The 26,074-nt window shown below is 55.0% G+C and carries 23 protein-coding genes; 9 read left to right on the forward strand and 14 right to left on the reverse strand.

Annotated features, from left to right (window positions below; all coding sequences use genetic code 11):
- Positions 1-291: 291 nt before the first annotated feature.
- Positions 292-2,358: a spermidine synthase gene (locus tag C5Y96_RS13335; RefSeq protein WP_105354062.1), complete on the forward strand. Its 2,067-nt coding sequence runs from the start codon at positions 292-294 to the stop codon at positions 2,356-2,358.
- Here C5Y96_RS13335 and C5Y96_RS13340 read toward each other — a convergent pair whose 3' ends face one another.
- Positions 2,359-3,432 carry a PP2C family protein-serine/threonine phosphatase gene (locus C5Y96_RS13340; protein WP_105354064.1) on the reverse strand — a complete coding sequence of 358 codons (1,074 nt, stop codon included), beginning with the start codon at positions 3,430-3,432 and terminating at the stop codon, positions 2,359-2,361.
- A gap of 99 nt (positions 3,433-3,531) precedes the next feature.
- Positions 3,532-4,278 carry a sensor histidine kinase gene (locus C5Y96_RS13345; protein ID WP_158261220.1) on the reverse strand — a complete coding sequence of 249 codons (747 nt, stop codon included), beginning with the start codon at positions 4,276-4,278 and terminating at the stop codon, positions 3,532-3,534.
- Positions 4,279-4,468: 190 nt separating this feature from the next.
- Here C5Y96_RS13345 and C5Y96_RS13350 point away from each other — a divergent pair, with 190 nt between their 5' ends.
- Entirely contained in the window at positions 4,469-4,954 is a 486-nt protein-coding gene (locus C5Y96_RS13350; RefSeq protein WP_158261221.1) for a hypothetical protein, read from the forward strand.
- Between the two features lie 196 nt (positions 4,955-5,150).
- Positions 5,151-6,095, forward strand: coding sequence for an endonuclease/exonuclease/phosphatase family protein (locus tag C5Y96_RS13355; protein WP_158261222.1), 945 nt, complete (start codon positions 5,151-5,153; stop codon positions 6,093-6,095).
- A gap of 19 nt (positions 6,096-6,114) precedes the next feature.
- Here the strand turns inward: C5Y96_RS13355 and C5Y96_RS13360 are convergent, their stop codons facing one another.
- The 6 genes from C5Y96_RS13360 to C5Y96_RS13385 all read right to left on the reverse strand — a co-directional run bounded on the left by C5Y96_RS13360 (position 6,115) and on the right by C5Y96_RS13385 (position 10,934).
- Entirely contained in the window at positions 6,115-6,600 is a 486-nt protein-coding gene (locus C5Y96_RS13360) for a DUF6960 family protein (protein ID WP_105354074.1), read from the reverse strand.
- A gap of 162 nt (positions 6,601-6,762) precedes the next feature.
- The gene (locus tag C5Y96_RS13365; RefSeq protein ID WP_105354076.1) at positions 6,763-8,619 is read right to left on the reverse strand and encodes a vWA domain-containing protein; all 1,857 of its coding nucleotides are present in this window, start codon (positions 8,617-8,619) and stop codon (positions 6,763-6,765) included.
- 92 nt (positions 8,620-8,711) lie between these two features.
- Positions 8,712-9,194 (reverse strand): TadE family protein, encoded by a 483-nt coding sequence (locus C5Y96_RS13370; protein ID WP_105354077.1) that lies wholly within the window; start codon positions 9,192-9,194, stop codon positions 8,712-8,714.
- A gap of 117 nt (positions 9,195-9,311) precedes the next feature.
- Positions 9,312-9,737 (reverse strand): TadE/TadG family type IV pilus assembly protein, encoded by a 426-nt coding sequence (locus C5Y96_RS13375; RefSeq protein WP_158261223.1) that lies wholly within the window; start codon positions 9,735-9,737, stop codon positions 9,312-9,314.
- A 318-nt stretch (positions 9,738-10,055) separates the two neighbouring features.
- Complete coding sequence (locus C5Y96_RS13380) at positions 10,056-10,637, reverse strand: hypothetical protein (RefSeq protein ID WP_105354082.1); 582 nt, start codon at positions 10,635-10,637, stop codon at positions 10,056-10,058.
- A gap of 78 nt (positions 10,638-10,715) precedes the next feature.
- A complete protein-coding gene (locus C5Y96_RS13385) occupies positions 10,716-10,934 on the reverse strand; it encodes a hypothetical protein (RefSeq protein WP_105354085.1) in 219 nt (72 codons plus the stop codon).
- A 96-nt stretch (positions 10,935-11,030) separates the two neighbouring features.
- On the opposite strand from C5Y96_RS13385, the gene C5Y96_RS13390 reads away from it, so the two are divergent.
- Together C5Y96_RS13390 and C5Y96_RS13395 are read left to right on the forward strand one after the other, a co-directional pair.
- Entirely contained in the window at positions 11,031-11,684 is a 654-nt protein-coding gene (locus tag C5Y96_RS13390; protein ID WP_105354088.1) for an RsmD family RNA methyltransferase, read from the forward strand.
- Between the two features lie 178 nt (positions 11,685-11,862).
- Positions 11,863-14,547: a hypothetical protein gene (locus tag C5Y96_RS13395; protein WP_105354090.1), complete on the forward strand. Its 2,685-nt coding sequence runs from the start codon at positions 11,863-11,865 to the stop codon at positions 14,545-14,547.
- Here C5Y96_RS13395 and asnB read toward each other — a convergent pair.
- The 4 genes from asnB to C5Y96_RS13415 form a co-directional block, all read right to left on the reverse strand.
- Entirely contained in the window at positions 14,544-16,460 is a 1,917-nt protein-coding gene (gene asnB, locus C5Y96_RS13400; RefSeq protein ID WP_105354092.1) for an asparagine synthase (glutamine-hydrolyzing), read from the reverse strand. The genes C5Y96_RS13395 and asnB overlap by 4 nt on opposite strands.
- A gap of 68 nt (positions 16,461-16,528) precedes the next feature.
- Positions 16,529-17,029, reverse strand: coding sequence for a MarR family winged helix-turn-helix transcriptional regulator (locus C5Y96_RS13405; protein WP_105354093.1), 501 nt, complete (start codon positions 17,027-17,029; stop codon positions 16,529-16,531).
- A gap of 182 nt (positions 17,030-17,211) precedes the next feature.
- Positions 17,212-17,769 (reverse strand): glutathione peroxidase, encoded by a 558-nt coding sequence (locus C5Y96_RS13410; protein ID WP_105354097.1) that lies wholly within the window; start codon positions 17,767-17,769, stop codon positions 17,212-17,214.
- A 251-nt stretch (positions 17,770-18,020) separates the two neighbouring features.
- Positions 18,021-18,335: a transcriptional regulator gene (locus C5Y96_RS13415; RefSeq protein ID WP_105354100.1), complete on the reverse strand. Its 315-nt coding sequence runs from the start codon at positions 18,333-18,335 to the stop codon at positions 18,021-18,023.
- Positions 18,336-18,589: 254 nt separating this feature from the next.
- Between C5Y96_RS13415 and C5Y96_RS13420 the strand changes: the two genes are divergently transcribed.
- Genes C5Y96_RS13420 through C5Y96_RS13435 form a run of 4 tightly spaced genes read left to right on the forward strand, consistent with a single transcriptional unit; the run spans position 18,590 to position 23,893 of the window.
- On the forward strand, positions 18,590-21,328 hold the full coding sequence (locus C5Y96_RS13420) for a hypothetical protein (protein WP_105354102.1): 2,739 nt from the start codon (positions 18,590-18,592) through the stop codon (positions 21,326-21,328).
- Positions 21,329-21,359: 31 nt separating this feature from the next.
- Positions 21,360-22,022: a hypothetical protein gene (locus tag C5Y96_RS13425; RefSeq protein WP_105354104.1), complete on the forward strand. Its 663-nt coding sequence runs from the start codon at positions 21,360-21,362 to the stop codon at positions 22,020-22,022.
- 50 nt (positions 22,023-22,072) lie between these two features.
- Positions 22,073-22,465: a hypothetical protein gene (locus C5Y96_RS13430; RefSeq protein ID WP_105354106.1), complete on the forward strand. Its 393-nt coding sequence runs from the start codon at positions 22,073-22,075 to the stop codon at positions 22,463-22,465.
- Positions 22,466-22,501: 36 nt separating this feature from the next.
- A complete protein-coding gene (locus C5Y96_RS13435) occupies positions 22,502-23,893 on the forward strand; it encodes a glycerate kinase (RefSeq protein ID WP_105354108.1) in 1,392 nt (463 codons plus the stop codon).
- A gap of 68 nt (positions 23,894-23,961) precedes the next feature.
- Here C5Y96_RS13435 and C5Y96_RS13440 read toward each other — a convergent pair whose 3' ends face one another.
- Together C5Y96_RS13440 and C5Y96_RS13445 are read right to left on the reverse strand one after the other, a co-directional pair.
- Positions 23,962-24,393: a peptidylprolyl isomerase gene (locus C5Y96_RS13440; RefSeq protein ID WP_105354110.1), complete on the reverse strand. Its 432-nt coding sequence runs from the start codon at positions 24,391-24,393 to the stop codon at positions 23,962-23,964.
- Between the two features lie 204 nt (positions 24,394-24,597).
- A complete protein-coding gene (locus tag C5Y96_RS13445) occupies positions 24,598-25,983 on the reverse strand; it encodes a DUF1598 domain-containing protein (protein WP_105354113.1) in 1,386 nt (461 codons plus the stop codon).
- Positions 25,984-26,074: the final 91 nt, after the last annotated feature.

Raw genomic sequence — 26,074 nt, forward strand, 5'->3', positions numbered from 1 at the left:
ACTAGCAGAATAGGATAAGGCTATACGTCGAATTTTAACGGAATGTTTTCGCATTCACCAAGAACAAATGATCGGCTTGGGGTGATTAAAACAGAAAGATTTCTATAAAAAACCGTTGCGCGATGTTTAGTGGAAGAGAATATTTCATTAGCTGGAGTCCATTCTCGCCAAATCAGGGGGCAGGTATTAGGCAGCGCAAAACTGCCTACATTGTGACCTATGCTTTAGGGCCGTTCTGCGCGCCGATTTCCGGCGACTGCCTTCCCTGAGTCTCTAAGTGCGAAAAGTTCAGTGACGAACAATCCGAAGAATCTTGTCTATGGATGGGTGCTCCCACTGGCTGTCTTGTGGAGCGCCTTTCTGCTCTTTCAGGTGCAGCCGCTGATCAGCAAGACGATTCTTCCTTGGTTCGGCGGAAGTCCTACGGTGTGGACAACCTGTATGTTGTTTTTTCAGGTCGTTCTGTTTGCCGGTTATCTGTATGCCCACTTGCTAGCTACCTATGTGCCAAAGCGGTGGCAAGGCGTCATTCACGCAGGGCTGATGATCGCAGCTCTTTTGCTCATGCCAATTTCACCCAGCGATGACTGGAAGCCGACGGCCGATGTTTGGCCCCCTGGGTATATCCTGTTGCTGCTGGCCACCCATCTTGGACTGCCGTACTTCCTGCTGGCGGCTAACGGACCGCTGCTTCAGCATTGGTTTAGCCAGTTGGCCCCCGGCAAAACCCCCTACCGACTTTATGCCCTGTCGAATATCGGCTCGCTGGCAGCGTTGCTGACCTATCCCTTTCTGGTGGAACCCAATTGGACGCTGCCGACCCAATCGGGAGCATGGAGTTGGGGGTACGCTGGGTTTGCATTGCTACTTATCCCGATCGCCGTTGCTATTGTTCGCAATCAAGGTGACCCTCAAAACGTTGCTGAACCAAACGACGAATGCTCAGACGAGCCGGTGCCCGGCTGGAAAACGCTTGCCGCCTGGTTGGCGCTGCCGGCGTTTGCCTGTGTGATGCTTTTGGCCACAACCAACCATGTCTGCCAGGACATGGCCGTGGTGCCGTTCTTGTGGGTCGTGCCGTTGAGTCTCTACCTACTGACGTTCATCTTTTGCTTCGATGGCGAAGGTTGGTATCGACGAAGCTGGCTGGGCTGGATGGCGATTGGCAGCATTGTGCTGATCAGTGCGTTGCAGCTGTTGGGTGGTATGCTCGACATTGGCTGGATGGCCGTGTCTTATTTCGGAGCGATGTTCTTTGTCTGTATGATCTGCCACGGAGAACTGGTTCGTTTGAAGCCGTCGACGCGGCATTTGACGCTTTACTACCTGATGATTTCTGGTGGCGGCGCTCTGGGTGGGATGTTCGTATCCCTGGTGTGCCCTCTCATCTTCTCGCAGTATTACGAAATGCCACTCAGTTTGATGGTGGCCTTTGGATTGGCAATGTTTGTTACCGTTAGTTCGCTCGAGAAACGTTTTGGGGCGATTCCCCTCTGGTCGATGGGACTAATGTTCTGCGGCATGCTGGTGATGCTGTCCGGACAGTTGCGTTCGTTCCAGTCTCACTATCTTGAGTCGCAGCGGAACTTTTATGGTGTGCTCAGTATTGGCGAGGTTCCGACCAACGACGGTCAACCGATTCTGGCGATGTACCATGGGCGTATCATGCACGGCTTTCAATACCAGGCCGATGCCAAGCAAAGCGAACCAACCTCCTACTATGCCCGAAACACAGGCGTCGGTTTGACGATGGCTCGATTGCCCAAGCAGAACGAAAGACGCGTGGGCGTGGTTGGTCTTGGGGCCGGAACGTTGGCTACCTACGGTAATCAAGGAGATTACTATCGCTTCTACGAGATCAATGACGACGTTATCGAAATGGCGAAGCAGCATTTCACCTTTCTGAAAGACTGCAAAGCCCAGCATGACCTGGTGCTGGGTGATGCCCGGTTGGCTTTGGAACGCGAGCCAGATCAACAGTTCGACTTGTTGGTGCTCGATGCATTCAGCGGCGATGCGATTCCAACTCACTTGCTGACGCGGGAAGCATTTCGGATCTACCAGCGGCACTTGGCTGAAGGAGGTGTCCTCGCAATTCACGTGAGCAACAAGCATCTCGACCTACGGCCGGTTGTGTTGGGGACGTGTGAAGAGTTCGACTTGGAAACGCTTTACATCACCACCGCGCCGGATGCCGCCACGCAGCAGACAGGTTCTCAGTGGATCATTGCGTCGAAGAATCACCAGTTCCTCTCGGATGACACGATGCAGTCCGCCGCGACGCAGTTGGGGCCGCACATGGTCTATGCTAAGCCCTGGACAGATAACTTCAGTAACCTACTTGAAGTGTTGAAGTAGCTACGCGATTTTGATGATGACCGCCGTCAGGTCATCATGGGCCTTGGGTGCTGCGGCAAAGTTGCGTACCTCGATATCCAGCCGCTTTACCATTTGGGTTGCGGTCAGCTCGCGGTGCATTGAAAGCAGATCGGCGATACGGTGGGTTCCAAATTGCGAACCATCTTTCCCTTCGGTTTCGTGAATTCCATCGGTGCAAAGCACCAAGATCTGCCCCGATCTCAGGGGGATACAGTCAGGGCACGGATAATCGAAGTTATTGATGATTCCCAGTGGTGGCCCACTTCGCTCGAGCTCTTCAAAGGTGCCGTCGTCGTGAATGAGCAGACCGTTCTGGCCTGCCCCGAGGTACTCGATTTGTCGCTCCTTCAAGTCGAGTCTTACAACCAGTGCCGTCATGAAATCGCCATCTTCCACGTCTTCGGCAATTGCGTTGTTCCAGGTATTGAGGATGGGTTGGCACTGCTTGCGTGTCTTAGCGATCCCGCGGAAATAGGAACGCGAAGTCGTCATCAGCAAGGCGGGGCCAATACCGTGGCCGCAAACATCGGCCACCGTGACGATCAGTGTATTGTCGTCAGGTTCAACGAAATCAAAGTAATCTCCACTGGTCCATTCTGCCGGTCGAGATAGGAACGCGATATCGAGCCCACGGACGGCAGGAGCCGACTTGGGAAGCAAATTCGACTGAACACGCTGCGCGAGCATCATCTCTTCCCGGCTATGCTGTACTTCACGATTCAACAGGGCGTTTTCGCTCGCCAATAACGCCCTGGCCGCTTCGTTTTCCTTGAAGAGTGGTTCAATCGTGCTGATGCCCGCAAAGAAAAGAATCGCGGTCAGCAGCGTGGCCAGCGTTTGAACCCACAGTGTCGGCTCCCACGTGATGTTGCCAGGCGGGTGCTGAATCGTATCGACGATGCCGGCACCAATCCAAAGGGCCATCAAAATGCCGGCACCAGAGATGAAGAGCCATGCGTACCGACGACGGTAGATGGTGTTCAGACGCAGCGCCATCAGGACTGCGACCAATTGAAACAGGGCGGCGAGCCCCAAAACTAAGGTGAATGCCATGTTGCTGCCGTACTTATCTACTCTGGCAACTTGTGTTTAGGCCAGTTAATAGCGATTGTTGAGCATTGCGCGGCATGCGGCAATCAGCTTCACGATTTCTTAATCAATGAAAACATTGTTCGGAATGCTGAGCTCGACCTTGGTACCACGTTCGGGGGCACTTTCGATCGACAGCTTACCCTCCAGGAGATCGGCCTTTTGTTTCAGGCCAATCAGACCATGACTGGTCAGTTCGACCGAATCGACATCGAAGCCGATACCGTCATCTTTCACGCTGGCGACAAGATTGTGCTCTTGTTGAAGGAGCGAAACGTCAATCTTGGTGGCCTCGCTGTGTTTTCTCGCGTTGGTGATCGACTCTTGAAAGAAGCGAAAGAGGTTCGATCGCTGCCAAGGAGCCAGTCGCGGCAGATTCTTGTCGACATGCACATCGATCTGAGCGCTGGAAAGGGAAGGAAGTACGATGAAGTCTTGCAAGGCGGCTTCGATTCCATCCTCATCGAGGCGCTTAGGGTTTAGGCCTTGGATCAGACGCCGTGACTCGGCGAGTGCTTCTTCAAGTATGGCTCGACAACGTTCGAGGGAAGTCGAATCGTGTTGATCTTTCTGGTACGACTCAAGAAAGAGCAGCGCGGCCGTAATCTGCTGAGTGAGGCCGTCGTGAATCTCGAAACCAATCGATTGCCGCCACCGTTCCAAATGGTCGATATACCGCCATAAACTCGCCTGGGCTTCGGGGCTCAATGGTGGTAGTTTGGACACGTCACCAAGATGCGAGCCCGCGGAGCGAGCCCCGGCGGTATCATCTGAAGATTGTGATGGGTTGGAAAGGGATTGGGAACTCATAGCTCGCTTCCGTGATCCGCGGAAATGGTTCGATAAAGTGCGTCTCCGTAAGGTACGAAAACCGAGTGCCCCTTCCGTTTGGCATTGTACCCCGCGTGGGTGGTTGAGGTAGCGTTTTTTTGTCCAATTGGATGTAAATATTGCGATTCGGGCACGAAATCCTCTCCGGTGAACTCTAGGAAAGAAATTTATGGAAACCTCGCTTGCCGTCCAGTCCCTGGGTGGGACGAACTTGGAAGAACGTCGTAAAGCCGCGGAAGCTTGTGCCAAGGATCCGAACATAGCCCTGGCCGCGATCGTCCCGCTTTGTCGCTGCTGTAGTGATAGTGACGAGCAAGTCAGCCAATGGAGCGAAGCCGCGTTGGAAGAACTGGGCCCGCCGTCGGTCGACGAACTGGACTCGTTAGTCGAGCTGACCACTTCTGCAGAAACGACCGCCTATTGGGCCGTGACGCTTATCGGCAGACTCGAAGCGAAAGGGGCTCCGGCAGCCAAGCAACTGGCGAGTTTGATTGAGAAAGAGGGAACTCCTGTCGAAGTCTGCAATCGCGCCATTTGGGCGATTGGCCAGATCGGAGTGGCCGATGCGGCGATCAAGGCAACCCTGGAGAAGGCCGCGCAAAGCGAAAATCCTCGAACTGCTCGTTTGGCCGAGAAGGCATTGGGCAAACGGTAGTCCCCTGGGCACTGCTATCACTGCGAGCAGCCACTAATTTCTGGGGTCTACCTTCTTTTCTGCTTTCTTGTCAGCGACTGACCTGGAAGTGGGGCATCTGTTTCGGTAAGGTTGCCCCGCTTGCACTTAGGCACATTGCTATGGATGGCATGGTGCCTGCTGGCAGTCGAAACCGCACATGGCAAGGAGGCTTCGCGTGCGCGCTCTCATTCTTTCTTCGCTTGCGTTTATTGTTGGTCTGGTTGCGGCTACCGGCTGTAATGTCGAGCAGGTTCTCGAGCAATTGCCCAGCGGCACGCAGGCAACGACGACGTCGAATCCGCAGCCAGGAGAATCGATTCGCCTTGCCAGCTTCAACATCCAGGTTTTCGGGCAATCGAAGATCGAGAAGCCGGAAGTTATGAAGGTGCTAACCCAAGTGGTCAAATCCTTCGACATCGTGGCGGTGCAAGAGCTTCGCAGTAAAGAACAAGATGTCATCCCGCGTTGGCTGGAGATGATCAACGCCGATGGTTCTCGTTGGGCTTCCCTCGTGGGACCGCGGTTGGGACGTACTGCCAGCACCGAGCAATACGTATTCCTGTATAACACAGCGAAAATCGAGTTCGTCGATAAGAGCGACTTCACGATCAACGACCCGCATGATTTGCTTCACCGCGAGCCATATGTCGCCTCGTTTCGTACCCGCGTGGGTCCTGGCGTTCAGCCGTTCAGCTTTACGCTGATCAATATCCATACCGACCCAGACGAGGTCGACGAAGAGTTGGATGCGTTGGCCGAGGTTTATGAAGTTGTCCGCGATGCCAATCCCAACGAAGACGACGTAATCCTGCTAGGCGACTTGAATACGGACTACGCGCACTTCGGGATGCTGGGCCAAGTCCCTGGTATTTTCGCTACAGTCCAGGGGACGCCTACCAACACACGTAAGAATAAGAGCTACGATAACATCGTCTTTGACCAGCGGCGTACGACCGAGTTCGCCGGTCAGGCAGGTGTCTTGGATCTGATGGCCGCTTTTAAAATGACCGAAGAACAAGCCTTGGATGTTTCCGACCACCTACCGGTCTGGGCGACATTCTCGACGACGGAAAGTGGAGGGGGCACGCTCGCTTCCGCTCCGGGGGCGACCACTCGGTAGGAGCCTCCTTGTTTGGCTGCTACGGTTCGTACTCGTGCATCGCGTGGAACTCCTTGGGAGGCTCGTAGTGGCGTAGGTCTTTGGCCAGGTAAGCATTCTGGCTCTTGAGATCGCCGCGGATGAGATAATACTGCGGTTCCTGGTAGTAGTCGCTCCAGCGAACCGCGTAGATGGTGCCAGTCGAGATTTTCTCGATGTCGAACTGATGGGTTAATTCGACGATCTCGCCCATCTTGTATTTGGGTTCCGGGACTTCTTCCATCATCACCGGGTGTATCTTCATTTGGATATCGCCGTAGCTGATCAGGTAAAAGTCATCTTCCGTAGTTTCACGACGAAAGATGACATCACTCGGAATCAGCCCTTCTGCTTTGTGGCGATCCTGGGGAAAGATCCAACCGTCGCCATCTTCTGGCCAGCGGGGAAACATTACCCAAGTGACTGGCGGCTTCACAGGAAACGCTTCGCTGTGCTGGATGGGAATGGAGTCGTCCGTGGGTGTCATGCCAGGTATTTCTCACAAGGTAGTCTGATAAGTCGATTTGGGGCGGACCTCTCTTTATTCTAGCGAAGAAATGGCTGGACAAGAAACAACACAAGGTGGTTGCCGCGAGGGTCTACCTCAACGACAACCACCTTGCAGGACACGTCGTGGTGTGTCTTGTGGTTATTCTTGGGCTTGGCTCAGGTCGTAAACCAGTTGCGGTGGCGGAACCTTGGCGGCGATTTGCTGGAATGCTGAGAGCATTTGAGCTTCCAGTTCAGCAATTGTGGAACCGCCTGGCACGCTGATATGGATGCCTCCGCATGCGTTGGCGATGGCCGTCATCACGTCGCGGTCCGCACTCGCACCCACGCTCATGGTATGAATGGTGACGCCACGTTTATGGGCTTGGACGGCCTCCCAGATGGCATACTGTTTCGAGCGATCATTGGTGGAGTAGTCGGCGTTGCCGTCTCCGTCATAGTCGGTGTAGTCGGCCCAGTTCCAGTCGTACGGCAAGCTCCAGCCGCTTTTGTAGCGGTTGGCGTTACCGTCGGTCATTAGCACGATTGTCGGACGAGCACCATGACGCGAATGGGCCTTAAGCAGTTCGTCGGCTTCATCCACGCCGAAGCCCATGGCCGTGTAACTACCGTAGTGCCCGGCCTGCTTGTGACGTTGAATCGTATCGAGCGTAGAATAGTCGTCCGAGATAAGGTTGCCGTTCAGGCTGGCATAGGCATTGCCGTCGTTGAGCGTATGTTCGACGCGGGAAGATTCGTCGTAGGAAACAATGCCCACTTCATCACCGAAGTCGAGATCTGTCAGGAAGTCGAGGAACAGCGAGAAACCGTTCTTCACCGCATGGAACGGGTAGTGTGGTGTCTTCCAGAGGTCTTCGGTTTCGTAATTGTGATAGCGATTCGTCAGAACGTAGTCGACGAAGTTCAGTTTGCCGTACTTCTGCCGATTGCCGCTATTGCTGGAAACATTGTCTCGGCAGTAGTTGATGAACTCGTCCCAACTGCCGCGCTGATAAGGATAGTTGATGTTGTCCAGGCCGAATGCCTGCTTCACGGCACTATTGGTATCGCGGAACTCTTCGCCGTTGCCGGTTGCATTGCCGGCTTTCACGTAGACTCGATCGATTTGTCGGTTGTTATTCGAGCCGGTCCCCGAGAAAGTACCGGTGGTGCTACCTGGGTAGAAGTACTGCGAGTTTCCGTTATCGAAGTACAGGCGAACTCGCGAGATGTTTTTGGTCGATTGGACGTAGACTTCGCGATCTTTGAACGTCACTTTGTTTTGTGGAGCGGCCGAACTGGTAGGAGGGGTGCCAACAATGGTCAGGTATTCCTGCTCAAACGACAGACTGCCCACGTTGGGCGACATCGCATTGAAGATGTCGACCATGTTTGCTTCGATGTTGTCTTGGCCCAGGCGACTGATCGACGAGTAGCGACTATCGTCATTCATCGAACCCGAGAAGTCGAGAACCACGACCATGTCGCGAGCTTCAACGAATGCGATGGCCTCGGCGCGGAGATCAATTGTCGGAGTGCCCACAGCCCAGCCGAATGCCAATGGCACCTTGCTGTCGCGTGCACTCATGTTCTCCTGGTCGCGGCGAGCGGTAACCTTAACGACGTTGTAGGGGCCTTGATTCCAGGCAATTTCCCACTTGCCGTTCCCTTCGTTATACGTCCGCTTGCCGAACACCACGTCCTTGGCCGAATCGACGTAGACCCCGTTGCGGTCAGCAACATCCGTAGCCATGGCACGCGCATGATCCAGCGAAATCGAGTTGGGATCGCCTCCCTCGCTCGCACTTTGAACGGCGGACGTGATCTCCTGTGAGGCCGCCAGTGCCGCCGCGTCGACCGCGTTCTGCAGTCGCGTTTGTTCCATCGCGATCAGCCCTGAGTCGATACCGAGCGAGAGGAATGCAAACAGCACGATCATCACGAACGCCGCAAGCACGATGAACACACCGCGTCTGTTTTGTCGCTGAGAATTCTCTGGAATGCTATTGCTGGCCATGGATCTGTTGCTTTCTGTACCGGTCGAGTTGGGGTGCTGGTTGGGCACCAACCAGGTACGAAAAGGGTGAAGCTAGGACGACAAGCTGCGGGCTACTGTACGATCGTCGATTTGGTATTGCGAAAGATAACGGCGGTCGATAGGTCGTAGTCCAAATTATCCGGTACCGGCATTGCCGCTACTTGAGACATCGGCAAAGCGATGCGTACCTGAAACAAGTCAAGGTCGTTGTTTGGGTCGTCTAAGTTGAAAGATTCACCCGGCTTTCCGGCCGGCTCGATGTAGATCTGAAGCTTATCCGGATCGTAGCCAGAAGCTTCCAGGCTGTTGCGAATATCAGAGATAATCTTGTCGTTGGTTCTGGTTCCTCCCGCGACCCAATCGGCTCGATCCATCGCACCCAGGCGAGCTCCGTCGCGCGCGACTTGTGCCAGCTGGCCATAGGTGTCAAACATGCGGCTCGCTTCCAGCATCCCTAAGATCAGCGTCAAGAACACTGGCGCGATCACGGCAAATTCCACCGTTGCCGTCGCGCGACGGTTACGCAAAGCGCGTCGTCGATGAAAAAGGTTCATGGCAATTCGTTGGGAAAAGGATTTTATAAAGCACTAGGGTGCATAAGTTGTCTTGTCATATCCTCTCTACACCAAAGTGAAGAGGGGGTCAGGGTTAGCGGCCGCTTGCGAACGTTGTTACTCGTGTCGCGTAAACGTTTCGCCGCTGAGCAATACATTTCCCAGCCACGGATGTGGAATCAAGGATACGTTGCCGTAAGGTATCGAGGCGCGAATCATGAACAGCTGCCGCGGTTCGGCGTCCTCAAGTTCAATATCAGGCATTGCCTGGAAATCTTTGTTCGTGGTCGGAGCATCGCCCCCATTGTCGAATTGGCTGGCGTCTTTGATCTGGATGGTGACCATCGAAGGATCGACCGCGCCCCCCATGCGTTCACGGGCATACTGCTCGACTTCCGCGGTGGTCGCTCCAGTCGCTGAGCCCCAGCGTGCTGCGGTACGCGTCGCATTCTTCAAGACGTTATTGATCATCGTGGCATGGCCGAATTCGATAATCGCGAAGACGAACATGAAAAACACCGGCATCACGAGTGCGGTTTCCACAATCGTCGCACCAGTTCTTTTCCCGCTTTGGTTATGGGAAAGAAAGGATGCTTGGCGCGAATTGCGACGCTTTCGCCACATGGCGAGGGCCTCTTCTGTGGTGCGGAATAGTGCAAAAGATTAGGTTCCGTAGCAACTTCCTCGAAGCTTCCAATTCAAGGCATCGGAAGATCAAGATGAGTTGTTATTGGAAAGCTAGTTCACGAATCGGGTATTCGCAGAAAGATTTTGCGACTTTTAGGCAAGCGTTGCCAAAAGAGTGCATGCAGGGTGTGCGTTGTGTCGCATCTCACACCCTGCAGCGTCGGAAGTTACAGCTTACGGGCCTTCTTCTTTGGCAACCGTATCGACCAGCACCAGGATCTTTCCGGTGTCTTCGTTATAACCGTAAATTTCGTACCAGCGGAGCTTGGTGAATTCGATCCGGTTGTCACGCATCATTTGCATGAACTCTTTGTACGACGGGAACTTGTCGTTGAGCGCTTTGTAATGTTGAACCTGTTGCTGAAGTCCGAGTGTGCTCGCTCGCGCGGCCAGAGTGAAATAGCCGGAAGCAGCCTGACTGAAAGGATCGACCCCTTCGATCTTGCCATCGCGTGCTTCGATTCCCTGTTTCTGGAGCCACTCTTTTGCATCAACCACCTCATCAGTCGTTTGGTGGATGACCCCCTTCTTGGGCTTCGGTTCGGGGGCCGGTTCTTCCACAGGATTTGCCTCGGCAGGAGTTTCGGTGGCGGCGGCTTCGGGCATTGGATCCGCCGAGGGCGTTTCCAATGGCTGGGCTTGGGGAGTGGTAGCCGGAGTGCTACTAGCTGGATCTGGCTGATCTAGTTTCGCGATGGGTTCGCCACATCCAACCAGGAAGACCGTTAGCGAGAAACAAATAGCGAATCGCAACATGAGAGAACCGCCTAAGAGGAGAAGGTCTGGAAAATCGCTGTCTGTATTTTCGTGCGTTTTGTAGTCTCTTGCAAGCGTTTACGACGAGGACGAACTCGCGATTCGTGAGGCGAGATACCCCCCTAGAAAGATCCCGCCTAAGCAAACCAGAAACGCGACAAAGCCAATGCCCAGGATAAGATTGCTTCCCAAAGCGATTCCCAGCAGAAAGACAATCGCTGCCAGGTTTCCAGCGGCAACGCAGTAGATCTGGCGTTTTCGCCACTTGGTGATGGCGGCTCGTTGTTCGTCATTCATGGAAGAATCTCGGGTGGGGGTGCGCAGCTTGATGCTCCATGCTACCATAAACGCTTACTGACCTCGTGTATTACCCCCCTGATCGACCGGACATCCATGGCCAAACGTCGCCCCGTGAAGAAGAAACCCGCTCGCGGTGCTGCTGCGCAGACGCCGACTGTCGACGCCCCGATGCGAATCATTGGCGGTCGGCTCAAGAATAAGAAGATCGAGTATTCCGGCGATACACGCACCCGGCCCATGAAGGAACGTGTTCGTGAGGCGGTTTTCAATCTGATCGGCCCGTCGATCAAGGATAAGATCGCGATCGACCTGTTTGCCGGCACCGGAGCGTTAGGGCTGGAGGCCATCAGTCGAGGGGCGATCGAAGCCCACCTGATTGAGCGTCATGTTCCTACCTCGAAGCTGATTCGGAACAACGGCGAAGCACTCGAGATCACCGATCTGATCACGATCTATGCCCACAATTCCTTTATGTGGGTGAAGAAAGAGTTGGACAACGTCGGCCGAACGCCGTGGGTCGTATTCATCTGCCCTCCGTACGATTTTTTCGTCTCGCGCTGGGAGGAAATGGAAAAGCAGATGATGGCTTTGCTGGAGACCGCACCCCCTGAAAGTATTCTTATCGTGGAGTTCGACGACCAGTTCGATGCGTCGCAGCTTCCTGATGCCGAGAACTGGGACGTCCGAGTTTACTTCCCTGCTCACGTGGGCATCTATCGCCTACCTGCCGAAGAAGAGACTACGTAGCACACCACCCGCTTCTACTGGTTGCTGCGCATCACGCCTCGCTAGCACTGCATCTTTCGCGTCTGAGTACAGTTAGCCCCCGGTTATGACCGATGTAGGGGAGAGACGGCTTATTGCGAAAGTGCTGGCTACTTAAGACCCCCGGCGTAACTTCTTGAGCGTGACGATCACAAGGCGTATGGAAACCAAATTGCTAAAGCACGTTTGGTTCGTACTGGTTCACCTGGCAATCTTCGGTCAGGGGTCGTTCCTTTTAGCTGCGCCGCCGGAAGTCGAGGAAACGCGATCGGCATTTGACGATCCGGCACTCTTCGAGATGGAGTTAGAGCCGCCGGCCAAGAAGCAGTTTCAACCTCTGGAACCAGTTCGCCCCAAGCAAGCAGAACCAGTGGTAGCCGATCAATCGGCCGCCCCGGGTTTGGGTCTGCCAGATTTGCGCCATCTACACCAGCAGCTGCCTAAAGCGGTCGAAAAGATCCGCGAGATGTTGTTGCCGGTTGAATCTCCTCAGCAGCCAGATCCCAATGATATCACCCAGCCAATGGTCGAGCCTGTCGAAACATTGATGGCTCCACCAGAGGTCGACACACTGCCCCCGGTCGCTGTCAGTCCCTGGCGAGATCCTGTTGTCCAATTGCCGGTTGCCAGTCAGCTTCCACCACTCGAGCGAATGCCGCTTGTCGCCTACCGGCCAGATACGCGTAACCGCGACAACCTTTATCGTGTCGGAGACGAACCGGAAAGTGCTGCGGACGTTCTTCCATCGATAGAGCCTCCCAAGGTTCTGCCACCGGTGGATGCCGCTCGGCCGGTCACGTACCGTTGGCCGAAGACACCCCACTTGGATGCGATGCTCAAGCGGCTCGACGAATACCCAGAAACCAAGACATGGGCGAGCGATCTTCGCTTGGCGCTGCAAAAGCTACGCGAAGAGTCGACCATCGGGACCTTGCCGGCCTCGCAGCACCTCAAGCATTTGTCGGAAATCACCAGCGAAGCAGTCCCCATGGTGGATAGTCTCGACTACGGCTGGCAGCGTACGGACATTACGCAGACCTACTACGCCCTGCTACGTCGGATCGATCTGTGGAACGCCGCTCACAATATCATTCACAGTGGCATCCAACTCAGCGCTTCCCCCACGACGTTGGGTAATTTGCAGCAGCATCTGGAACAGTCGGAAGCGATCTTGCGTGACGGGGGGCAGCTTCTTAGCTGGAGCGATTACCTGCGTCTGAAACAGCTTCGCCAGGCGATGGAATCGAACGCCTCGCCTCAGCAAATGCAGGAAGTTGCCAACGAGGTTCTGGTTCGCTTGGAAGGGGGGGAGTTCGACGAAGCTCAGAAGCAATTGCTCGCCCAGGCACCCTTCGTGAACCTTGCCAATTCGCTGCGGCCATGGCTGGGAATCAACTTTAATCCCGAGAAGACACTGGCGGCAGTCGAGCGCTACGAGCAGGACCAATCAGCAGCCGAAGCAAAACTCATCGCGATGGAAGCCAACATCCTGCAGCATCATGCCGAGCCATCGATCATCGAGTTCGGCCAGTTGATCGACCATACCTACCGCAACGCCAACACCCGGTTTGAAGTCAGCCAGCAGTTTATGCAGGCCTTCATGCCCGAGCTTCAGCCTGACGAAGCCGCGGTGAATGACTTCATCCTCGGTGCGCGCGTGCTGGGGCGTAGCCGAAGTGTTACTCGCTTGCACGTGCGTCCTGTGCCGGACCATCAGCAGTGGCGTATTCAGTTGGAAGTGCTGGGCAACGTCGACAGTCAAACGACCAGCCATAGTGGCCCAGTAAAGATCTTCAATCGTGGGCGATCGCGGTATCATGCTGCGAAGCAAGTGGTCGTCAATTCGAAGGGATTCTGGGTTTCTCCTGCAGTGGCTCGTGCTGATACGACCACGAGTGTGGATAATCTGGAAAGCGATTACGACGGCATTCCGTTGATCGGTTCCATTGTCCGTAGCGTTGCCCGTGGTCAAACGGAAGAAAAGAAGTATGCCGCCGAGGCTGAGGTCGAACGTAAGGTTCGCCATCAGGCAGAGTCTAAATTGAATGAACAGCTCAACGACAAAGTCCAGCAGTGGCAAGACAAGTTATACGTCGATGTTGTCCAACCGTTGGTTCGTCTGGGATTGGATCCGTCGGTCGTCGATTTGAACACCTCAAGCCGCAGTATCTCAGGTCGCTTCCGTGCCGCTGGACCACGGCACCTGGCTGCCCATACCCCTCGGCCAAGTAGCCCGATCGATAGTGTCTTGAGCGCTCAACTGCACCAGTCTGGTTTAAACAATTTGATCCGCCAACTTCGTCTGGGCGGGCGCGAGCTGACGCCGAAAGAATTCCTGATGGAAGTCGGTACACGCTTCCCGGCCATTCAAGGTGACGTCGACGAAGAACTGCCGGCTGAAGTGGCGTTTACATTCTCAGAAGAGGATCCAATCCGTGTTGAATTCAACGATGGTCAGGCTCAGCTCACCCTGCGTATCGATACGTTGAAAGTCGGTGACAATAGCTGGGAAGACCTCGAAGTGTCTGCCCTTTATAGCCCCACAAGCGTTGATTTCGATGCGAAGCTCGTTCGGGATAGTACCGTATTTCTAAAGGGAAAACGCCTTGGTTTCCGCGATCAAATCGCTCTCCGGGCGGTCTTCCTGAAGGTGCTTTCCAAGAAACATGAGATCCCGCTCTTCCCTGAAGGAGCGAAGGTCGATCCACGCCTGGCAGAATTTCAAGTGAATCAGCTGGCACTGCACGAAGGCTGGCTGGCCGTCTCTCTGGGGCCTAAAAACGCACCGATGCAGGAACGCAAACTTTTCCGCGTAGCCGACGAACCCCAGCGGACCAGTCGCTAAGCATCGACCCACTCGCGATGCCACAGTTCTAGCACCAACAGTGCCCATAGCCGGGCACTATGGTCGAACTGGTTCGTATCATGTTCGCGTAAGAGCGTCTCGACGGTATCCTGGCGGAAGTACCCGCGGCTCTTGGCTGTTTCGCTCGTCAGCGTATCGTGCAGAAGTTCTTTCAATTGTCCGCGGAACCAGGTATTTAGAGGCACCCCAAAGCCCATCTTGCGGCGTTTCCAAATGACATCCGGCAGCTTGTTGCCGAACGCATGCTTCAAGAGGAACTTCCCACGCCCCATCCGCCACTTCCATTTCGACGGAAGTCGAATGGCGAACTCGGCCAGGCGATAATCCAAAAAGGGCTGCCGGCATTCCAGGGCATGGGCCATCGATGCGATGTCGACCTTGGTGTTCAAATCGCAGGGAAGATAGGTCGTCAGGTCAGCCAGCGACGCCGCGGTCAGGGCGTCTCGTTTGCCGGTGCGTTTCCACGCCGAGTAAAGAAACGCGTAAGGATTGGTATCGGGAAGTTGTTCAACGAAACTATCGTCGTACAGTTCACCACGACGTGTCTCGTTAAAGATACTGATCCAATCCAGGTATCGTCGTCCCGGCGACATGGCAATCGCCTCGGCGAAACGTCGTGCTCGACGCAGCTTCGACTTTTGTGGTCCCCCGGCAGGCAGGATCTTCATGCCAAGCTTGGAACCAAGCCTTCCGACGGGACCAAACATGTCGACCACCGCTGCCAGCCGCACGGCCTTGTAGCGATCGTAGCCGGCGAAAAGCTCGTCACCGCCATCACCGCTGAGAGCCACCGTCACATGTTCTCGCGTCATTTGAGATACGTACCATGTTGGAATGGCCGAGCTATCGGCGAACGGTTCGTCGTAGTGATGAATGAGCTTGGGCAACATCTCCAAGGCATCAGGCGTTACCTGGAACTCATGATGTTCGGTACCCAAGTGCTGGGCGACTTGCCGTGCGTAGCTGGTCTCGTCGTATTCCTTCTGTGGAAAGCCAATAGAAAACGTCTTCACCGGCTGATCGGTCAGCTGCTTCATGGTAGCGACAACCAGCGAGGAATCGACTCCGCCTGAGAGAAACGCACCCAGCGGTACATCCGCTTGCAAACGAAGCTTGACCGAGTCGGTGAACAGCCGGATGAGTTCTGCCTTGGCGTCGTCTAGACTGATTGCTATTTCGCGGCTGAAATCGGGATTCCAATAACTGGCGACTTCCAGGTGCTTTCCATCGAAAGTCAAATAGCAGCCTGGCGGAAGCTTATGAATCCCTCGGAAAATCGATCTCGGGTGAGGCACATACTGATAGGTCAGGTAGGAATCGATCGACCCAGGATCAATCTCGCGCGGTACCCCTGGCACCTGGAGGATTGCTTTAAGCTCGCTGCCGAAAAGAAGCCGGTCACCATGCACGCAGTAGTACAGCGGCTTCTGACCGAGGCGATCGCGTCCGAGAACGATTCGCCGATGACGCTGGTCCCAGACAGCGATGGCGAACATTCCGTTGAAATGAGCGAACGCGTCGACCCCTTCGTCCTCGAAAAGATGAACGATCACCTCGGTATCGCAGTGCGTACGAAACGTGTGCCCTGCCCCTTCCAGACGAGCCCGGAGGGATTGGAAGTTGAAGATCTCGCCGTTGAACGCAGTCCACACGGTTTCATCTTCATTGGCCAATGGTTGATGGCCGCCAGAGAGGTCGATGATTGAGAGCCGACGATGGCCGAGCCCGACTCCTGGGACAGTTCCGTAGGGGCCATGCTCGTGTGGGAAGCGGTGGTAGATGCCCGAGTCATCGGGGCCGCGATGAGCCAGCGAGTCGGTCATGCGGCGCAGTACTTCTTCGCTTACTTCGTGCTGCGGATCGACCCAAAATGCCCCGGCAATGCCACACATGGTTGTTGTACTTGCTGCCTTGTTTGTCTGGAAAGAAAAGGAGTAATCGCTGGGTAAAACTCTCCTTCTTATTCCGACCCATCACACAGGGGAGTAGCTTCGGCACGAATGCGCGCTTTAACCAAGAGGTGATTCAGTTGCGATAGCTCTTGTTCGGTCATGTGGCCGAGGTTTTGTTTGTGGATCTCTAGCAGCGGCTGGCGAATCGTTTCAACCAGTTCGCGTCCTTTGGGGGTGATGGTAATCATCACGACCCGGCGGTCACTTTCGCTGCGATTGCGCTCGACAAGCTCGGCCTCGGCCAGGCGATCGACCAGGCGAGTAATATCGGGAACGCGGGTCACCATCTGCTGAACGATTTCCAGGCACGGCAAGCCTTCGCCTTGATGCGAGTCCAGGATCTTAAGAATGTTGTACTGCGCGCTGGACAGACCGTGACGTTTCATCAAGCGGCCCGGGGCGGCCGCGATCATATTGTGCGTGCGGAGCAGGTTCAGAAAGGTTTCCAGTTCGAGAGACTCGAATGGCTGTTCCTTTTTCAACTGCTGTTGAAGAGTTGATTCAGGCAAAACAACGGCCTTGCAGCGGGAGAGAATGAAGTAGGGGAACGTCCCTATTATTATCACAAACTTGGCCACTGTGGGCAGGAATCAAAAAAAGCCGCCGACCTAGGGCCAGCGGCTCTTTGGATTAGCCCGATCCATTCCAGTACGACTCGCTTGGCGGATCGTACCTTGCGTGAGATTGAAACTTAATTGTCTTTCTTCAATTCGGCTTGGATCGCTTCAATGACCGTCTTGTCGTCTGGTTCGACCTTGGTACGGAAACGCTGAATGACTTCACCATTCTTACCGATCAGGAACTTCTCGAAATTCCACTTCACGTCGCCTGGGTCTGCTTCAAAGCTCTTCAGTTTGGTGTAAAGCGGAGCGGTTTCTTCTCCATTGACTTCGATCTTTTCGAACAAGGGGAAGGTTACATCGTACTTGTCGGTGCAGAACTGGCGAATGTCGGAAGCTGTGCCGGGTTCCTGCTTGCCAAACTGATTGCATGGGAAGCCAAGGACCTCAAATCCCTGATCGCCGAATTGTTCGTACAACGCTTGAAGCGGTTCATACTGTGGAGTCTTGCCACACTTGCTGGCGACGTTCACGATCAACAGAACTTTGCCCTTGTACTGGGACAGATCGACCTTTTTGCCTTCCAGCGTTTTGACTTCGCCCTTCAGGACATCTTCAGCTGCAAAAGCCGACACGGAAAACGCGGCTAACAGGGCCAACGAAGCAAAGACGGATAGAACCGACTTCATAGGGAACTCCTCGACGATTGGGGGAAATGTTTTGCTAGGTAAGACTGGGGGATGTAAATAGTTGTCCCAACAGCCATTAGTAAAGTGTACCGGTAAGAAGAGACGAGTTGCAACAAAATGTTTGCACGATGGAGCGATCTTTTGGTCTGAAACAGCGACAGGCAATAAAAACGCGTGGCAACACTTTGCTCCCGCCGGGGTAGGTGTCGCCACGCGTTAATGGGTTTTTTCGAGGGGGATCGATCGAGGGCTTAAAATTCGCCGGGGTTCTCGTCGCTGCCACCGTTGGAGTCGGCTTTGTACTGATCGCGTTCGCGTCGGGTCGCTTCAAGGTCGAACATTAAGTACTTCATGTCCAGACGCAATTGGCTCAAGGCCTCTTGAACCAGGGTGTAGATGCGACGGCGACGTCGGCTGTTTTCGATCACTTTGTTGACGGCCGGTTCCAGCTCTTGTCGGTACTCTTCCGGCAGCTTGGCAATCATGATGGCCAACTCGACCAGGTCCTTTGGCAGTTCTTCTTGGGCGGCAGTTTGGTCGTCGACTCGTTGGTTGGCTTGGCTCATGTGGTTTCTCCGCAATTGGGTTGTTCGCTTCTGACACGATTATTTGCAGCCCCCGTGCCACGAACGTGCATGCATTTATCGTAAACGACTTAAGTTACACGTGGCAAACGTCTTACGAGAATTCATAAATAGTAGAAGCATTCCGACATGTGGTTTTTTCACCACGTGATTGATCTGGAAATGGTTTCTAAATCTAGGTACAAGCACGACTTACGACCAATGAAACATGCCGTTGCAGTAAGGAAACACTCGGCGTGAAAGCGCCCCGCCGACAAACCTGGTTTTTCCTCCGCATAATCTCCGTGGTGATTTTCTGCATCACGAGCATCCCTTGCTGCGCGCTGGCGGCGGTGATCGAAGACTTTGAATCGGCGACTACAAGCTGGAAGCCATTAGAGGGCGATGCCGCAGCAAGTCGGCTCGATCATAAACGGGTTACCGGCAATTCGCACCTGGGTGCCAGTAGTGAACTGATCGCCCTGCGATTCTCGCAGGGTTCGTATGCTTTCTATGGCCATGCGATTAGTCCCGCTCGCGTTGTGCCAGATCTCTCCTTTTCGCTGTGGGTGAAATCGGATCGGCCGGGCATTCAGTTTGCCGTCCAGGTTGTCTTTCCTCGGAGTCGCGATCCTCGAACCGGACAGCCGATCACGACGCGAATTCTGGGTGATCGAGCAGGCCAGCCTGATCAATGGAACCAGATCGGAATCCGCAATATCGACGAACAAGTTAGCGGCCAGGTCACTGCACTACGCAGCGAGCATGGACCGCAGTTCGATCCGCGAGAAGCGTATGTCGACATGGTGCTGCTGAATGTGTACACGGGGCCAGGGCTCATGCGAGTGCAGATCGATGACCTGGAAGGGGAAGGCCTGCTGAATGTACAGAACGTCAGCACGGTTACGCAGAGAGTGACTAGCCCCAGTGGAATTCGAGGTATGGGAAATCTGCCAGGCACGACCGGCGCGAATGTCCAGTTGGCACCTCCCCGCAGCGAGTCGGCTTCGAATGGTCAGGTTATCGAACTGAATGATCATGCCGCGGTCCCGCGGATCATCGACTACAACGGCGAACCGTTGTCGCTACTGCGTGGACTTGGCTTTAACGCGATCCGCACGAGCCGAGCCCCTTCGCAGCAACTGCAGCGTGAACTGCTGCGTTACAACATGTGGAGTGTCAGTTCGCCGCCGGAAACACGCAGTCCTGCCGAGCAGTCCGCTGTTTTGGCTTGGGAGCTACCAATTACCTCCGGGGCAGATGCCTTCTCCGACTTTGCCATTCGCGCTGCCGATTTGCGACTTCTCGACGGGCAGAAACCTCGCCCGGTACTGGCCATTGCTCCGAATCGAGTGCATGACTACAGCCAGCACAGCGAGATCATCGCGACACGCCGCCCTCCGCTAGGTACATCTCAGACCTTGACCGACTATGCGAAATGGACGCAGTCTTGGGGACTATTCGCTTCCCCAAGTGCCACACGTTGGGCCGTAATACCCACTCAGTTCAGTCCGGCCACACAGCGGCAAGTGTCGTACCTTGCACAAGAGTCGCGCGTGCCGATGGGATTCCAGCCGTATCAATTGGAAAAGGCTGTCTTCCTGGCGATTGCCAACGGCGTGCGGGGGATCGTGTTTGAAAGCAACTCCCCCCTGAGTGAAGACCACCCGGTCGACTTTGCCCGCAGGACGACGCTCGATATCATCAACCGTCGCATCGAACTGATCTATCCCTGGATCGCCCAGGGGAGCCCTCGTAGCGGTGCGATCTCCAGCGATCCAAATGTGCATGTTTCGATGTTAGCGACCGACACCGCGATACTGTTGATCGCGGTGAGAACGGGCCCCGAAGATCAGTTCGTTGTCGATCCCCTGCCTGAACGTACGGTAAATGTCCGTGTGCGTGGCGTCCCCATGGCATCCGAAGCGCATCGCATCGGAGACAGCGGAATCCATCCGGTCAACCATAGCCGAGGGCTCGGGGATATGCAGATTCAGCTCGACGCCAGCGAGCATGTCTCACTAATCTTTCTGACACAAGACCCGCGTGTCATTCGTGAGATGCGGCGGCGAAGTGACGAGCATCGTACCGAGATCGTTCGTCTGCGGATGGAGGCCGTCAATCACGAGTTCGAGCTAGCTCGCAGTGTCCAGGCGGCACTTGAGTCCCCTTCCGAGTCGCCCGCTATTCGCCGCAACATCGACTCGGCTTGGGCCGATATCCGCCAGGCTCGCACGTTGTACGAAGAATATAACTTGCAGACAGCCTACGACTATGTGACCAAGGCCGAGCGCAAGGTAGCCGCCGTTCAGCGGCAGCAATGGGCTCAGTGGGCGTCGCAGTATAAGTTTCCGCTGACGAACCCGACGTTGATCTCGCACGATCTGGTGCCGTTTGCTTCACGATTGCAAGGGAATCTGAACTATCTTCGCCCGGGAACGAACACGCTGCCGGCGGGGGATATGGAAGACCTGACGTTCCTGCTTTCCAGTGGGTGGATTCAAGTTCGTGCACCCCAGCCGGGCTTCGAGTCGGCCGTCGAGCTTTCACCCCAACAACCTCACGGCGGGAACTATGCCCTTTCGATGCGTGTCTCGCCAGATGAGCAAGGACTATATGCTCGTCCAGAACAAGCACCGATCTCTGTTCGCAGCGCGACCGTCCAGGTTCCGCCAGATCGTTTGGTGCTCATTCGCGGGTGGATTCGCATTCCGCAGCCGTTGTCTTCTGAGACAGGCGGCGTACTCATTCACGATACGCTCGGTGGTCGAGAGTTGGGTATCAACATGACCGATGCGACCGAGTGGACGGAGTTCAGTCTGATGCGTGCCACCGGTGATTCCGACACGTTGAATCTAACCGTTGAGTTGGCCGATGTTGGCCAGATCTTTCTCGATGACATTACGGTCTCGATCTACGAGGGAACACGCGGCCCGGAGATTGCCCCAGGCTTTGATGCTGCCGCCGTCGATCGCTTTCAGACCTACCAGCCGTAAGAGACATGCGGGATGAAAATGGTCTCTCCAGTTGCGATCGCTGTCTCCGATTCGCTACGATCAGGGAGTTCTGATTCTTCCCACCTCCCTGAGTGAATCTGTGACTGTTCTGGCCTACTTTGGTGAATTGCCAATTCCTCCGCCTATTCTCGGTGGATTGATTCTTGGATTGATCATTGTAGGGGTCGTCGTCTATCTCTATATCCTGCCGAAGAAGAACCAGCCTCCTGAGGTCGACCCGGTGGAAATCGCCATCGACCCGATGGTGGCCTCGGGGCCGAAGTCCCTGCTTGGGCCGGAGGTTCGCGTTTATAACGTGCCAGTAAGGATTGTGGCGATCGTGGTCGCAGCTGCCGGACGCGGGCACGATCAGCTGAGCGAAGAAACGTTACGTTCGCTGATGGAACACTTCCTTCCCCAGATGATGGCCGTCATTCGAGCCCATCGCCCGGATGTGTATCGCTGGCCTGGGCAAATGAGCACGCGCGGTTTCGGCCAACGCTTCTTTGCCCAAGCGAACTTGCCAGGGGAGCATGGCGAAGGAAGCCCTTGGACAGCGGTAGCCGGACGGTTCGACCATCATGGCAGCGGATATCTTATTGGCCTGGTTTGCTGTGCCGATGAAGACAATCCGTTGGGGCAAATATTGGTGGAACAGAAGCAGCAGTGGACCGATATCGTACGGATCTTGTAAAGCCACAGCGTGACGATGAGACAAAGACTTGAGCTTAACGGAGAAATAGAATGAGTGGCGGATACTATAGTTGCGGTGAATGGATGGGTGAGGACAAGACGGGAACGGCATTTCTCGAAATCGTCGCAATTCTTGAAGATGACTACGTTTCCGAGGAGGAAATGAGTCAGTGGGACGCGGAATTTGCTGATCCACTTCGTGAGCAGTTGGAAGCAATCGAAGACGATGCGCCGTACATGGAGTTGTCGTCAGGAATGATGAATGTCCTGGTTCCCATTGCCCGTCGTTACTTTGAAAAACTCGAATCGGAAAATGAAGGATTGTCGGAAGAGACCTTTCATGAGAGTGAAGAAGGATGGCAATGGATCTGTTTGAAAGAACTCTGGAACGCTTTCGACGCTCAGAAGAATTCAGGAGAATTGGTAGTCGTACACTACGATTAGGCAGGACATAACCTCATTCTCTCGAGGAAACTCGTTATGAAACGCTCTGCAGAACAACTCGCCGAAGATGTGCAGGCCATCTGGCAGGCAGGCGTCGATGCGGTCAAGAGTGATGACCTTGTTTACGACGCTGTGGAAGTCGTGGAAGACACGCTCTTCGTTGGGGAGTCGCAGTTCAATCTTGCTGCCATCAAGCGAATCTTTGTCATTGGTGCCGGCAAGGCGGGGGCAGGGATGGCGATCGGCTTGCAGAAGGCGCTGGGGGATCAAGTGCTCAACGCCAAGCACGTGCAAGGCATTGTCAGCGTGCCGGCGGACTGCGTGCAGGAACTTTCGCACATTCAGCTCAAAGCAGGCCGGCCAGCCGGGCAGAATTCGCCTACGGTCGAAGGAGTCGAGATCTCACGGCAGATTCTGCGAATGTGCGAGGCGATGACCGTTCACGACCTTTGCATCTGTTTGATCTCAGGAGGAGGCTCGGCACTCCTGCCTTCCCCGATCGATGGGATAGGGCTCAGTGAGAAGCAGGAGATCACGAACTTTCTCAGTGGAAACGGTGCCAACATCGAGCAGCTCAACACAGTGCGCAAGCAGTTAAGCCGCATCAAAGGGCACGGCCTGGCCATGAGTTGTAGGGCCGGCAACCTTGTCAGCTTGATCATCTCGGACGTGCTGGGTGATCCGCTGGATATCATTGCATCCGGGCCAACCGTTCCCAATACGACCACTGCGGCTGACGCGTTGGACGTGCTGAAGAAGTTTGGTGTGCCGCATATCGCGAAGTTTGCCAATGTCGTTCGCGTGCTGGAAGAGAAAGCCAAACGCCATCCTCGGAATGACTCGCGCACGACATGCAGCGTTGCCAATTGGATCATCGGCAACAACGCCGTGGCAGTCGATGCCGCCGGAATGGAAGCCGAAAAGCGGGGTTACTCGCACGTGATGCACTGTGCAACCAACATGGAAGGGGAGGCCGAACAGGTAGGGCAGCACATGATGCGGATGGCGATCAAGATGCAAAACGAACCCGGCCCCGATTGCTTGATTACTGGTGGTGAACCGGTGGTGAAACTTGTTGATCCGTCGCAGCGCGGTGACGGCGGGCGAAATCAACAACTGGTATTAGCCGCAATCGTCGAGGCAATGCAGCAGCAAGGGGATGGCGCGCTGGCGGGGATCGCGATTCTCAGTGGCGGGACCGATGGTGAAGATGGTCCGACCGATGCCGCAGGTGCCTGGATGGATGCCGAGGCGATTTCCGCGATGAAGTCGAGTGGTTTAGAACCACGGGAATTCCTGGAAAGAAATGATGCGTATCATTTCTTCGCGCCACTGGGGCGGTTGGTGAAGACGGGACCCACGCATACCAACGTGTGCGATGTTCGCGTCGTGGTGGTGGATCGGGTTCAGCCTCAGCCAGCGAAGTGAGGGCGCAATAATAAAGCGGCCTTCATATCAGAAGACCGCTTTATTGTTTTGGGAGTAACGCCAGCGGACTAAACTTCGCTGACGGTTACCTTTTCCATTTTGTCGCCTTGTTCGATGGAGTCGACAACATCCTGGCCTTCGATCACTTTGCCGAAGACGGAGTGCTTGCCGTCGAGCCATGGGGTTTCGACGTGGGTGATGAAGAACTGCGACCCGTTGGTGTTCGGACCGGCATTGGCCATCGACAGGATGCCTGGGCCGTCGTGCTTCAGGTCTGGGTGGAATTCATCGGCGAACTTGTAGCCAGGACCGCCGGTACCGGTACCTTGGGGGCAGCCGGTCTGGACCATGAAGTCTGCGATGACGCGGTGAAACTTGATTCCGTCGTAGAAACCTTCGCCGGCGAGCTTCTCGAAGTTACCGACCGTCTTGGGGACCTTGTCTTCGAACAGTTCCAGCTTGATGGTGCCCTTGTTGGTTTCGATGGTGGCAACTTTCATCGGGATTCCCTTAATTCATATCGGGGTGAGTTGTGATGATCGTTGTCTATTATAGAATCATCGCGCCGGATCGATAACCGGGGCCAATTCTTAGAAAGCCTATCTGCGGGCTTCCTGAAGCGTGCCTGCGAGCTCTCAAGAAACGAAAAACGCCGAATCGCTTGATTCGGCGTTTTCGGATTTATGACATTCGTCGGAAGGGGCTTAGTCCCACCACCATTGTCCGGCGGCCAGGTTCTGCAGCGAGATACCCTTTTGGGTTTCTGCCAGTACCCCTTCTTCGTCCTTCTGGACATTGTCTGGGGTCAGGGCCTGCTTGGCATTGATTTCAACACCACCACCAATCGGAGTCAGCAGTCGATTGCCCTTCCAGATTGCGTTGACAGCCGTTTCGACGGTTTCTGGAGCCGACATCGTTTCAACCGGGTAGGCATCTTCGTCAGCAAACACACCCAGGTCGAAGCCGCTCTGGTTGTAGTAGTCTTGCTCTTGGATGTAGGCCGCGGCGATCAGCATATCGATCAGATCGCGAAGCTGGCCATACACGGCTTCTCGTTCAGCGAGTTCGCCATACTTCTTGGTGAAGGTGCTGGTGAACATAAAGCTGGCACGGTCGACGGCATTTGTCTGTTCGCGTCCACCTTGCATGGTGACCATTTCGCTGGCACCAATGAGCTTCACGCCTTCCCCCTGTAGTTCCATTGCCAGGCCATCTTCCGAAACCTTAACGCAGTCGTAGTTCGGGACAAAGTACCAACGCTGCATGGCGTTGGAGGCGATAGAGCCAGGACGGGCTTTTTCGACGTAGCTAGGAATGTTCACTGGAGGTTGTTCCAGGCCGATACCGATCAGCTTCATACGATAGTCAGCTTCGACCATCACGCGAGCGAAGTGAGTATTCGCCGAGATACCGCGAACCGAAACGATCTGGTTACCCAGGGCATTCTTCATTGCGGTAACAATGCTGCGGGTATCATCCGGTCGAACGCTTGTTTGTGGGATCGAGGCAATCACCTTGCTCAGATTCGCCAGCCCTTCCTTGGTAGGATCGATGGAGACACCGACGTTGTTCGGGCCGTCGTTGAAGGGACCAAATGCTCGCAGGGCAACAATCAGGTCGTCTAGCTGCAGGGTAGCCTTGCCGCTGTAGGTACCAACGTTAACGCCGTTGAGATCCTGCACGTAGCCTTCGGCGGTACCGGCGAGAACGATGTCTTTCGTTTCTGGGTAGTAGAAGACGTACTTGATTTCATTCAGACCAGCCAGGTTCTTCATGTCAGCTGGAATACCGCCCCCTTTGGCAACCGCTTCAGCGACGGCCTTTTCCAGGCGATTGAGCGAAACCTTGCGCAGTTTGCTGGGGCGATTCAATTCTGGTGGAAGCACCGATGCGGCCTGTTGGATCCGCTGCTTCATCAGGTTTCCGGTCGGATCGCTGGCACGACGCATCTTCAACACGCCCGCAGCGTCGACATAGATACCTGCCGCGACGGTGGTGTTGTTATTGTTTTGTGCTTTGGCAGTGCCGCTGCATAGCAGCAAAAGGGCGACCGAGAGCAACGACAAAAGCTTCGTTAGTCGCAAGTCCATAGCAGATCCCTGGATACAGTTGAGCTCGAGAAGGTGAAGGAATGGTGGACGCAAAGTCCTGGGAGACCCTCGGTAATTATCGCATACCGTG

This window comes from Blastopirellula marina, from assembly GCF_002967715.1.
Taxonomy (GTDB): domain Bacteria; phylum Planctomycetota; class Planctomycetia; order Pirellulales; family Pirellulaceae; genus Bremerella; species Bremerella marina_B.

Coding starts and splice junctions, on each gene's coding strand:
- C5Y96_RS13345 (WP_158261220.1), bottom strand. CDS start 4,278: ATGAGTTCCCAATCCCTTTCCAACCCATCACAATCTTCAGATGATACC.
- C5Y96_RS13365 (WP_105354076.1), bottom strand. CDS start 8,619: ATGGCCAGCAATAGCATTCCAGAGAATTCTCAGCGACAAAACAGACGC.
- C5Y96_RS13385 (WP_105354085.1), bottom strand. CDS start 10,934: ATGAATGACGAACAACGAGCCGCCATCACCAAGTGGCGAAAACGCCAG.
- C5Y96_RS13395 (WP_105354090.1), top strand. CDS start 11,863: ATGGAAACCAAATTGCTAAAGCACGTTTGGTTCGTACTGGTTCACCTG.
- C5Y96_RS13360 (WP_105354074.1), bottom strand. CDS start 6,600: ATGACACCCACGGACGACTCCATTCCCATCCAGCACAGCGAAGCGTTT.
- C5Y96_RS13445 (WP_105354113.1), bottom strand. CDS start 25,983: ATGGACTTGCGACTAACGAAGCTTTTGTCGTTGCTCTCGGTCGCCCTT.
- asnB (WP_105354092.1), bottom strand. CDS start 16,460: ATGTGTGGCATTGCCGGGGCATTTTGGGTCGATCCGCAGCACGAAGTA.
- C5Y96_RS13370 (WP_105354077.1), bottom strand. CDS start 9,194: ATGAACCTTTTTCATCGACGACGCGCTTTGCGTAACCGTCGCGCGACG.
- C5Y96_RS13350 (WP_158261221.1), top strand. CDS start 4,469: ATGGAAACCTCGCTTGCCGTCCAGTCCCTGGGTGGGACGAACTTGGAA.
- C5Y96_RS13430 (WP_105354106.1), top strand. CDS start 22,073: ATGAGTGGCGGATACTATAGTTGCGGTGAATGGATGGGTGAGGACAAG.
- C5Y96_RS13390 (WP_105354088.1), top strand. CDS start 11,031: ATGGCCAAACGTCGCCCCGTGAAGAAGAAACCCGCTCGCGGTGCTGCT.
- C5Y96_RS13410 (WP_105354097.1), bottom strand. CDS start 17,769: ATGAAGTCGGTTCTATCCGTCTTTGCTTCGTTGGCCCTGTTAGCCGCG.
- C5Y96_RS13440 (WP_105354110.1), bottom strand. CDS start 24,393: ATGAAAGTTGCCACCATCGAAACCAACAAGGGCACCATCAAGCTGGAA.
- C5Y96_RS13415 (WP_105354100.1), bottom strand. CDS start 18,335: ATGAGCCAAGCCAACCAACGAGTCGACGACCAAACTGCCGCCCAAGAA.
- C5Y96_RS13435 (WP_105354108.1), top strand. CDS start 22,502: ATGAAACGCTCTGCAGAACAACTCGCCGAAGATGTGCAGGCCATCTGG.
- C5Y96_RS13380 (WP_105354082.1), bottom strand. CDS start 10,637: ATGTTGCGATTCGCTATTTGTTTCTCGCTAACGGTCTTCCTGGTTGGA.
- C5Y96_RS13340 (WP_105354064.1), bottom strand. CDS start 3,432: ATGGCATTCACCTTAGTTTTGGGGCTCGCCGCCCTGTTTCAATTGGTC.